This window comes from Candidatus Obscuribacterales bacterium, assembly GCA_019744775.1.
In the GTDB taxonomy this organism is placed as follows: Bacteria; Cyanobacteriota; Vampirovibrionia; order Obscuribacterales; family Obscuribacteraceae; genus SBAT01.
In genome coordinates this window covers 174,586-187,416 of sequence record JAIETZ010000002.1, presented here as the reverse complement: position 1 = coordinate 187,416, position 12,831 = coordinate 174,586, and the positions used below count along the sequence as shown (strand labels likewise).

General features: G+C 50.3%; 1 protein-coding gene (only partly in view). It reads left to right on the top strand.

What is annotated here, in order from left to right:
• Window positions 1-12,774, top strand: partial view of a hypothetical protein gene (locus K2Y22_04510; GenBank protein MBX9877699.1) — the final stretch only. Its footprint begins 62,250 nt before the window's first position; 12,774 of the gene's 75,024 nt are visible here — the last part of the coding sequence; its start codon lies off the left edge, out of view; it ends in the stop codon at window positions 12,772-12,774.
• The last annotated feature ends 57 nt before the right edge of the window (window positions 12,775-12,831 follow it).

The window sequence follows — 12,831 nt, the reverse complement described above, 5'->3', positions numbered from 1 at the left end:
GTAACCGGCTCTGGTAGCGGATTGGCAGCAGTAGTTGCTTCCGGTGACATTACCTTATCCGGTAATTTGACGAATGTCTCAGGAACAGCCGGCAATGTTGCTGCTCTTGCCCAAGAGAATTTGACGATTAACGGATATGTATCGACAGCTGCAACAACTGGTTCAAGCGGTAACGTTGCACTACTTGGATCATCGGTAACTGTAGTCGGTAATTCTTCTGGTGTCACCATCAATTCATCCAATGCCAACGGCACAGGCAATGGCGGAAATATCCTTGCTGCTGCTGTTTCCGGTGACCTTATACTTGGAACCTGGAGCAACCCAACAACAGTTGCTGGTGGCAATGTCAATTCTTATGCTAAGGGTCTGCTTAACCAGGAAGCTAACACAGCCGGTAACATTACCTTGCTGGGCTTTGACGATGTGATGGCTGCTTCGGTTGTTGCCGGTGGTATAAGCAACGCCAACGGTGCCGGTATTACCATTGCCGCCGGCTCCAGCGTCACCGTCAATACCTTATCTAATCGTTCAACTACAAATTCCAACTTCAGTAATCTGGTGAACTTTGCTGGTGATACCGGTCTTGGTACATCCGGTGGTCTAAACGTTATGGGTAATGCCACCTTCCTTACGGGCAGCAATGTTTTGACGGATGGCTCCAATGACTTCTCCGTCAATTCAGTCAATCTCGTTTATACTCCATCAGCCGATGAACTTTCCGCTCCGGATCAAATCATTACAGTCAATTTGTTAGGTGCTTCCGGTTCAGTACACATTGTTGCCCCGGCAGTTCTTGGATTTGACGTCAACACAATTGATACCAGCTCTCCAGTAGGCAAAGGCGGCTCAATAGTCTTGGCTAACCCATTGGGCGCAATCACCCTCAATGAAGATCTTGATTCCTCCGGAACCGGACCAGTTGGTTTTGCCGGAAATATAGGTATCGCCGCTCAAGGCAGTGTCGTCGGTGAAGACCTGATTGCCACGGGCTCAGCTGGTGCTGCTGCCGGTAATGTCGGCATCAACACATTGGGTGGTGTCAGTCTGACATCTGTCGATACATCTTCAACTGGACCAAATGCACCAGGCGGTAATATCGCCATCAATGCCGTAGGTGACGTCACAGTAACAGGGGCACTGAATGCCAGTGGTTCGCTGCTCGCAGTTGGCGGATTGGTACTAATTAACTCAACAGCCGGTTCAGTAAACCTTGGCTCGATTGCCGCTCAAGGCAACGGCACTGACTTCACCGGCGGTTATGTCAACATCTTTGCTCAGGACAACATCACTGTCGGCGGCAGCATCAATGCTAGCGGCACGCAAAATGCCGATGGCGGCAATGTCAATCTGTTCAGCTATTTTGGTGACATCACCGTGACTGGTGCAATCAATTTGAGTGGCAATGCCTCATCCGCACACGGCTCCGGTGGCTATTTGAACGCCAAGGCTCTAGTTGGTTCCATCACGCTGGGTGATGATGTAAATGTAGGCGGCTTGGGTAATGGCAATCAAGCAGGTACCGTTTCATTACAAGCCTGGAACAATATCAATGTCGGCAACAACGACATCTTAGCTGCCGGCACAAGCGAAGCAAAGGGCGGCAATGTAGCTATGCAAGCAGTCACTGGACAAATTACCGCCACCGGTAATATAACAGTCGGCGCGCAAAGCAATGATGCCGGAACTGTACTCATGGTCACTCAGGGTACAGGCGCCATAAATGCCGGCAATATTGAAGCTTATGCATCCGGCACCGGCAACAACGCAGGTAAAGTAATTCTTTATTCACCAAGCAACAGTGTCACTGTAGGCAACATTGATGCAACAGGCACAAGTGGAGCAACTGGTGGATTCGTTGATGTCAGCGGCAAGCAAGCATTGTCGTACGGCAATGCAACAGGTACGCTCCAGAACAATGTCTTTGGCATCGATGTTTCAGGAACGGCTAATGCCGGTTCAATATTTGCTTCATCGGCTGGTGCCATCACATCATCATATGGATTAACAGGAACATCACTTAACGGTTCCGGCGCTGACGTAATGGTTGTATCAGGCGGCAGCAATTTAGGTACTGGAGTCTCCATCGGTATAGGCTCCATCAATGTAAGCGGTCAAGGTGGTGGCACCGTACAGGTCTACAGTATGGATGCCAGCTTTGGATCACTAACAATTGGTGCGACAGCCGGTGTCAGCATCAATGGTGTTGCTTCCGGCACGCAAGGTCTGGGTGCCGCAGTGGCAGTTGCCGGTCTGGGCAATGTCACACTAGGGGGTAATGTAAATGTCGGCAACAGCAATGCCGGAGCCGGCAATCAAGCGGCTGCAGGAACAGTATTCTTGTCCAGCGGCAATGATCTGACACTTACCAATGTCAATGCACTTGCTCAATCAGGCAGCGCTCAAGTTGGACAAATTATTTTAGTCGCCGGTCAAGACATCAATCAAAGCGGTACCAATAGCGTAGCCGCCGGACAACTTGGTGTCTTCTCCGATGTGAACCCATCATCGGTTGTCTACAATGTACCTACCAATGTCACCGGTGGCATAACAATTACCGTTACGCCATCGACGCTGGACAATTACAATCCAGCTGGATATCTCTCATTCAGCACACCTTCCGGTGCGGGCAACACAGTGACAATTGATAACGGTGGCAATAGTCGTGCGATAGTTCCAGTTCTTTCCCAAACCGGATTTGACATCCTTAGTGATTTGACAGTTGCCTCAGGTAGTGCCGGCAACATTACATTGGTATCGCTGGATACTATGAATGTAACTGGTGATGTGACCAATACCGGCACTGGCGTCGGCGGCACCGTGACATTTGTTTCAGCGCTAGGTCAAGTTAATACCGGCAGTGTTGATGTATCCGGTACACAATACGGAGGCATCATTAATACCTTTGCTCCGTTCGCTTCTGCCACAGTTGGTGATCTTACTTCCACCGGTGGATTGAATGGCGGCATTGTTAATGTCACAACGGGAGCCGGTATAGCCGTCAATGGTCAAATCAATGTCAGCTCACCAGTAAATGCCGGTGAAGTTAACTTGGTAACCGCTTCCGGCAATATCACATTGAATAGTCCGGAAGGAACATATAGCCGTTACATCGACGCTACTGGCGCTGCCGGTACAGGTGGTGTCGTCAATATCCTTATAGGCTTGTCCGGTGCCGGCTTGTACACAGGACTTGTTGCTACCAACAACACAGTCTTCTCTATCCCTCCACCGGAAAATAGCATCAACGCCGGTTCGCAAGTATCCAACGGCGGTACAATCAACATTTCAGTTCTAGCCGGCACGCAGGGCAGCTTCGGACTAGTGCCACCAGGCGGACTGAATATCATGAATGATTCAGGCACTACAAATGGCACGCAACTAACAACCGGCGCTCAAACAGGCGGCACGGTAAATATCTACACCGGCGGCGCTGCGCTCACACCGTGGGCAATATTCACCGAAGGTAATGTCGGTGGCGACATCAATATTCAAGCCGGTTCTTCCATAGACTTGGACGGCTCCGGTGTTGTTGCCGGTTCAGCAGGCATTCGTGCCGGCGGTACCACAATCGGTGGTGACGTGACGATAATTGCACCGAATGGAACAGTGCATGCCTCGAATCTAATAACAAGCGCAGCTGTGCTTGGCGGCAACGTAGAAATTCTTGCCGGCAGCGACGTTATGTTCGATAACATAATCGATACATCAGCCAATACGACAGGTGGCAATCTGACCGTAAACATCGGAATAGGCAACTTGATTGTTCCTGGAATTGATACATCCGGTGCGGCAGCCGGTGGCGGTAACTTCACATTGCTCATTCAGCAATCACTCTTGTCCGGTAGCGTTGCCTATCAATCCTCAGCTGGTCTAATCCTTACTGACTCACCAACTGCACTTGTTGACACAAGCTCCACAGTTGGCGCTGCCGGTAATCTGACAATTGGCGTGCACAAAGGTTATCTCGGCACATTCGGTAGCAATAGTTTGTCGCCGGCAACAATCGACACATCTTCAGACAAGGGCACACCTGGTGTAGTGCAAATAAGTGTTCAGGGCAGTATAGAAACAAACTGGCTATTCAACGATCAAGGCTATAGCGGCGGCAGCGTCTACATGAGCGCTACTCGTAACTTGACGATAGAAGAAAGCTGTGTCGGCTGTGATGTCGGTATCGATGCGCACGGCACTCTATTCAACGGTGGTCAAATTTATCTCAAGGCCGGTGGTGCTGTAACAATCAACGGCGGATCGGACACAGTCTTAAATGCCTATGGTCTGGAAAGAGGCGGTCAAATTGTTATTGAATCTATTGAAGATAAAGTCAGCATCAACGCCGACATAGTCGCCAGTGGTTATAACAATGGCGGCAACGTTATGGTTCTAGCCAAGAACGGTATCGATGTTGAAGGAGCAATTGGTGCAAATGCAGTCTCTGCCTTGAACGTCGGTGTCGGTGGCACCATCTGGCTCGCTACATTTAATCCGACTGCTGATATCACCGTAAGCGGCAGTGGCGCATCACTCACAATTGATAACACCACAGTGACTATTTCCGGCAGTCTCGATGTTTCCGCTCCGTCATTCGGCGGCTCGGTTGTCATCTCCACGCCAGGTCAGGCAACAATTGCCGGCAATATTACCGCTAACGGCACTGCCAGCAACGGTGTCGGTGGCGGCGTCTACATCTCCGTCGGCTCGAATGCTCCTCTCATTCTCCCAGGCACAGCAATTGACGGTGTCAGCGGTATCAATGTATCCGGTGGTACTTTAGGCTCGATGGGTACCGAAGTTGTAATGTCCAACGGCGATATCTATTACAACGTCACTTTAGGTGGCGCCACGGTTGTCTCCAACTTTGTCACCGGTCCAAATGTCGGACTCTTCCCGAATCTCGTCGAGAACAATATCTACAACTCCAACAACAGCGTCAATGGAATGTTTAACGCTACTGTTCTCAACTCGAGCCACAATTACACATTTGCTGTTACACCGAGTGCTCAACCATACATTCTTGATTCAACATCGAGCATGACCTACGGCATGCCGGCTGGTCCGTTGGTTGATTTCCCAACAACCATTGCCTTCAACGATCTGACATTTGTCGGACCGACATCAAGCTTCTTGGCACCGCTTGTTACACCACGCTCTGTCAGCGCTAACTCAGTTACCGGCAACGGCACTTCTGCTGTAGCAATCTTGAGTGCCGACAATGTAAGCGTTACCAATGATGTAACCAACTGCTTCCCAAGTTGCACGGGCAGCACCACATCATCGCTAATCGCTAACGGCGCGCCAATTTACATGTTCAACTTCGGAACATTGAGCGTCGGCGGCGACATACTGAGCACAACTCGTGCGCAACCAGGCTCGCACGGTGGCACCGTCCAATTGCTAGGTGGCGCTGTGAACATTGGTGGCGCTGTCGATGTATCTGGTCTAGCCAGCAATAACGGCGGCGGATCGTTTGTAGCAATAGCTATGGCTACCAATCTAACGGCTACAACATTGGCAGCTAATGGTACCGTCTCTCAACCAGGCGGTGACATCGAACTAAGAGCGCCATTGGGCATAGTCACAGTATCAAGCATCTCGGCTAACACAACAGCTGGACTGGGCGGCACAGCCACCTTGTCCGGTCGTCGCGTCAATGTTGTCGGTACCTTGTCAGACAATGAGACGGCAATTGACTTGTCCTCGCAGCAAGGTCGTGGCGGCACGCTGATGATATCCGGCAATGACATCGGCATTGGTACTGAAGACATCAACTTCAACGTAACTGATCCACACAATATCAATGTATCCGGTGGTACCAATGGTGGTCACATCACGATTCAACTTGGTAATGGTTCACTGGATATGGGCAGCGCTAATCTTATAGGCTATGGTCAGACCAGTAACCAGTTGAATATCGGCGGCGTCTTTATTCTTAATGCTGCCGGTGCTGCTACAACAAGCAACATTGGACATATTGATGCCAGTGGTCTGGATAACGCATTTGGCGGTTCAATTGTAATTGGTTCGAGTGGTTCAGTCACGGCAGAATCACTCAATAGCCGCAGCCAAAATCTAAGAGCCGGCATTGTTTCTGTCTATGCCAACACATTTGGTGTTACATCGCTAGTTATCGACAGCCCATATGTCGACAGCAGCTATTCGCAACTAGCAGCTAATGCCTTTGCTGCAATTGACGCTTCTTCCACTGGTGGTAACGGCGGATTGGTAATTATCTCCACCCTGAAGGGCAGCTTCAATATTCCAAACGACATAGTCGCTTACGGTACAGGCGAAGGTAACTACGGCGGTAACGTCATGTTGACGGCAGCCGGTGATCAGTTTGTAACAGGTGACATCAATGTCAGTGGTAACTTCGGACTTCTCGATACGGTCGGTGCCAAAGGCGGTCTTGTTGTTGCGGGCAACTCACAAAATGCAGTTGAAATAGGTCGTGTCGGCTCGAGCAATCCTGGAATTAATGCTTCAGGTCCAGCAGGTGGTGGACGCGTATTTGTTAGCGCAATAACAACCATTCGCGCACAAAACGATGGTGACTTCAACGTCAATACGTCAAGCGCAAATGGCGCCGGCGGCGATGTCGTAATGAGCAATGTGACATCCGGAGATGACGGATACGCCATGCTCATCGGCAATATCAATACATCAGGTGCCACAGGCGGTGGTAACGTCGTCATGATCAATATGGATCCGGCACTTGCCTTGAGCCTGCCCAAAGAGCCAGGAATTATGCAAATCCAGTCTATAAACACAACTGCTTCCGGCTCGACAGCCAAAGGCGGCTCGGTTGCCATAAGCGCTCCTGGCTATATAAATGTTGAAGGCACTATCACCACGAGCAATACTTCCAGCAATCCGTTTATAAGTGCCACACCAAATGTATTAACAGACGGCTTTGGTGGCGATGTATTTATCTCCAGCACACGCGGAGTCAATCTAGTAACCGGTCTGCCTGTAACCGACAACGCCAACATTGCGAACCAACAAACAAGAGATGAAGCAGCCGGTGCGGTTGTAATTCTCACCAACGGCAATGTAATAGCCGGTGCTGTTAATTACATGGATGACATCACTCAGCATGTATACAATCCAGACGGACATACACTTGTTCAATGGTTCCAAAATGCCAATCCGTTGGGAGTAGGCGAAGATGCGCATCTCGTATTGACTGGTGACCAGACATTTACCATTTCGTTAACAGGTGTCAGCAGCAACCTGGCAGCTGGTGGTTTTGATTCACTTGATCTGGCTACTACAAATGGCAGCATCACGGTCAACACAGACGGCAACTTCCATATGCTGGCGCCAATTGTTGCCCTTACCGGTGAACTGACTGCTGTTAATGCCATTGGTCAATTGATGTCGATGGATTACTTAGCCAATGCCGATACGGCAGCTCCGGTTGTTCTGGGTGCCGCACAAGGAATTCACTTAACAGGCAACCTGGTAACAAGCTTTGCCACAACCAACACATCAGCATCCGGCTCGACCAACTTTACTGATTCACAAGGTCAAGGCAACAGCATCTTCGTTGTTTCACCAGCAGGCGGAATTACTGTCGACGGTTACATCGATAGCAGTGCCAATACAGGTTCCTCACAATCAAACGGAGGCAATGTAAATCTTGTTGCAACAGCCGGTAGCATTAGCGTCAGTGCTACATCGAGCGATACATTCGGCGGTAATTCAATTCGCTCATTCGGCGGCGGACTTAACGGCAATGTCACTGTTGCAACCGGTCAGGACATTGAAATGTCCGGTGCCATTCTTTCCGGTAACCGTGGCTTCAACGCAGGCGGTGGTGGCTCCGGCGACATCAATTTGTTGGCAGGAGTTGGACGCATTGCCTTGAATCCAAACGCCGGTGGAGCGAGCCTCGATGCATCCAGCTTCTTCGGCAATGCCGGCAACATCAATGTCTTTGTCGGTCAGCTGCGCAACGGCGGACTGGAGCTTAACGGCGGCAATATTGTTGCCAGCAGCAACGGCGCTTCCGGCGGCAACATCAATCTTGTTCTCACAGGTGGAGACTTGATGCAACAAGCAGCTTTGACAGTTGACGCTACATCAGCAAGCTTGGATGTCGCCAATGATTCCGGCGGTAACGTATTCATTACCGTGCCGGCAATTGCAGTCTTGAATTTCGATTGGATCGTCACTGTCAACGGACCAAACGGTGGTGCAATCACAATTAATTCCGGTGGCAATATCATCAACGACAATCTCGGTCAGGTGATTCTCGGTGTCAATTACGGTACCCTGCAAGCCAACAGCACAATGGCTGGTGGTGAAGCAGGTCAAGTAAATGTAATCACCAACTCACGCAATGCCTTAATTGTCGGCTGTGGTGGCGGACCGGCTTGTGGTAATAACTACATTGCCGGATTCATCGCTGTCGGCGGTGCAGGTGGCGGCGGCACAATAACACTCATCAACCAAAATGGTCCTCTACAAATTACTGACTTTGCCAATGCCGTCAGATTTACTTACGACGGCACCGTAGCAGACCACCATGGCGGCAACCTCACATTAGGCGGCACCGTTCTACAAATAGACGGACTACCGTTAATTGGCGGAATTCCAGTTATGGATGTCTCCGGTGTCGGTTCCGGCAGTGGTGGCTCCATCACCTTGCTTACATTCGATACGCAACAGACTCTAGTAATCGGTCAGGCTAGCGGATCTAGCTACGTCAACGGTACGTTGCGTGCAGAAGGCGGACCGGTTGCCGGCAATAACATCATTACCGGCTTGCCTGACGCTAATGGCGGTTCGATTACAGTTAACGCTCCTGGCGGCGTCTGGATTCCAAATGACAAACTGAGCGTGAGCGCACCAAACGGTAATGGTGGTTCAATCACAATCATCACCAAGACAACCACACCGTTAACAATTGATCGTGACATTCTTACACCGCCATCCATTGATGGTTCATTCAATGGTGTCTGGAACGAATCAGGCACGACAGGATCATTGCTCACCGCTTCAGGCGGCGCTAACCTACTCGGCAGAGGTGACGGTGGCAGCATCACGCTAATTAACTTGCAGGGACCCACATACGTCAGACAAGCTGACGCCATTGATGTCTCTGTCACATCCGGTAGCGGCAACGGCGGTAAGATCTACATCCAAGGTACCGGCATTCAAGTAAATGGCGCTCTTGCTGCCAATGGCGAAGGCGACGGTAACGGCGGTAGTATAGTCGGCATCGCAACGGAAGAAGTGTTGGTAGTCGGCAACCTCAGCGGCACATCCTTTGTAGGCAGTCTGGAAGCTAATGGTGATGGCAACGGTAACGGTGGCGTCATCACACTATTGTCCGGCTCATCTGTAAGCCCAATTGATATTCAACAAGACATAACAGCATTAGCTGGAGCAACTGGAGCTACAGGTGGTCAAATCAATCTGTTTACAAACGCTGCCACCTTTGATAACGCAACTAATCCACATGCGATAACAACAAACGACGGCAACACCAATGCAACGGGTGGCAACATCATCTTTGCTCGTATGGGAACGGAGACGCAGCAATACATCATCGACAACGCCGTTGTACTTGGCTTGAATGCAACAGATGACGACAATATCATTCCATTACTGTCAGGCAGTGGCGCTAACGTCGGCTTGTCCGTAACCAATACTGGTGACTTGGTTGCCTTGGGCGCAGCCAACACAGGTACAATTACCTTCTTGAGCAATGGTGGCACACTAAGCGTCAATACTGCCGGTAACAACAACGGCAATATTGAAACGACAGGTCTTGTCCAGTTTGTCGCTGACGGTGGAACAGCTAGCTTGTACAACAATATCCTCTACGGTGCATTATCCGGTGTTGCCACAAACATCACTGCTGTATCTGCCAATAACATGACCGGATTGCTGACCGGTTATGGAGCTCAGAATTTGGTTGCTTCAACAGGCTTCATTGACTTAACCACTCACGGTGACTTCTATGTCAACAATGGCACCAACGCCATCATGCCGACTCTATTTAACGGCATGCAAGCAGCAACAAATGTAAGCATCACATCCACGAAGAGTGCTGACCTAACTTATACAAGCAATCAGAAAGACTTTAATATCACCAACAACAGTGTCATCCAGGCAGGACTAGTTGGCGGCACCAATACCGTGACTATTTCTAACGTCCTCTTCGGTATAACATCGACAGGCGGCGAAATCATCGGTGCAGTCACAACGCCGACAGGCACAACCACAGCAAGTAGCTTTGTCAGTGTTTCCACTACTGGTGGTGATTTGAGAATTCGTGATACGCGCGCGTTAATCAATACGACCGCTGTCGGCTATGTCCAACCACTAAACGGAATTCTGACTTTCGCTGCCACGGGTGGCGAAGCTCATGTTCAACAAGGTAACGTCACTGCCAGCTTGGATGTAAACATCACATCTTTGGGTAACGCAAGATTTGGTACGACGGGAGCGACTAACATAAGTGCCGGCACAATATCTGCCGGATTTGATCCACGTAGCACTAGTATGAATGCATTCGGTGATTACAACACTGCCGCTATTCAATATAACGGTGCAATAAATATTACGACAACCGGTGCCACATCTGATGTTTCTTCACCGAACGGCACTTCTGTCAGCATGCTCAGTGTTGGCAACAACATCAATATCACATCGGCTGAGGATATTGTTCTCGGTGATTCGACTTCGCTCTTCGCTCAAGCAGCTAACGTCATTGTCTGGGCAGTTGATGGCACCATGACCGGCAACACCGGAGCTTCGGTCACATCAGTCGCTCGCTATATCAACGGCGGCGGCACGGTGATAATTGATGGACAGACAGTAGGAGCTTACCAGGGTGGCGGTGTTGCTATATGGAACGGACCATCACCAGCCGGCGGTCTAAGTTCTTATCTAAATACGACGCAACTTAACCGTATTACCGGTGGTCAGACAACATACGCCGGTACAGTAAACGTCTCAGGAACTTCAAGCATTACCACTCCGGAAAGCGGCACGATTATGTTTGACTCCGGAACGAAGGGTTCAATCTCTGTTAACGGCACAACAACTTTGGTCGCCAACGGTGGCGTCATCGCCATTGACCCAGTCGGACCGATTGTATTGAACAACATGGCTGTATTGGCTGTAGCTCCTCCATTGAGTGGTGGACCGATACCTCCGACACCACCAACACCAGGCGGTGGTGGTACAGGCGGCGGCGGTGGCGGTATTGGTGGAGACACTGAGCTTAGCGTCACAATCAATCCAAATAATGCAACCAATTCATTGACATCGAAGGACGTTGTGCAGGACATCGATCAGGTATTCAACACTGCGCAAACCAAACCATGCGTACCGACCCAATTGAATTCAGCCAACTTCGGCACACCTGAAGATCCCGAGCAAACCAATTGGCTCATGGCAAATGGCTCATGCGAAGCCTTCTCCTTCGAGAAAGATGACGGCACTGCCGTGATAAGCAGCGGCGGCACGACACTTGCTCCAGGAGTTGGACGCACAATCTTGCTTAGAGAAGGCAAACTCATCACAATATCCGGCACACAAGATTTGATCATTGAAACAAGTCAGGGTCGTATTACTGTTCCGGCTAAATCAGCTACTATGGTTGAGAAGAAACCAAAAGGATTATTGCGCGTAGCCTGCTTATCCGGCAGTGATACAGATGTTGCTGTAACCAATGCCGGTCAAACACATACTTTAGTTGCTGGTCCTGGCGAAGAGTTGGTCATTGCCGACAATGCATTGGCTGAGGAAGAACTCATTCCAGTTGATGGCATCGACAGACAGCCGGTTGGTGGAACAATTATGGTTGGACCTGGTCAGAATGCTCGCAAGCAATTATTTGATCGTCGTTCTGCTGCTGCTGGTGAGTTGCTGTTGTCTTGCAACACTGGTTGCTTCTCTGTAATTGTTCGTAAGAGAATCGATGACTTGAGAGAAGAGTTGGCACAAGCTCCGGCACTGCCACCATCGGATCCAAATGCTCAGCCACCAAGAGCCAAGCTTGAGAAGATGGATGCAACGCCGAAGGCGTCTATCCCAGCTACTGGTATAAGAACAGCAACTGTCGGTTCTGGCATGCCGGTCATCAATGGTCAACCAGGTAGTGCGGTTGCCGGTAACGGTGATGGCAAAGCGCTTGTACCAATCGGTTTTGCTCAGCCAATACCAACTCCGAACATCGCCACATCCGGCATATTTACACTCTCTGCAGCATCTGCTCAAGTACGTCATACAGCGCGCACAGGACTAACGCTCAACGAGCCTGGTGTGATGACACTGAAGAATGGTGAAGCAGTAGTTGCCTCACATCGTCAGACACTTGTTAAAGCCGGCAACTGCGATGTCTATGTAACATCCGGCACCGTCGCAATGGTAACGCGTCAGGGCGATGTAACCACAGTACGTGTCCTCTACGACAACGCACCTGATTCAGTCCGCTTAGTTATCAACGGCAAGATATTCGCTCTGACCGCCGGTCAAGAAGCAGTACTTGGACCAGCCAACGGCGAAGTCAACGCATCAATGAAGGCTGACCTCGTCGGACGCCGCCGTGTCAAACTTGTCGATCTGCCGAATGGCTACAGCCTCGCCCGTTGCGAAGTATCGCTTGTTTCCTTGATGCAAGAAATTGACGTCTTGAAGAGAATCGTCAGCAGCAAAGACGGCTCCGACAAAGCATTGCTGGAAAAACTAGTGAAGATGGCCGCTGTCGTCCAACAAACACAAATGAGCCACGGCAACTACGCGCCGATCGCTCCGTAGTCGCACCGCCACCTCGGTCGGGCGCATGCAATGCACGTACAAGAACAGTGTCCGTTA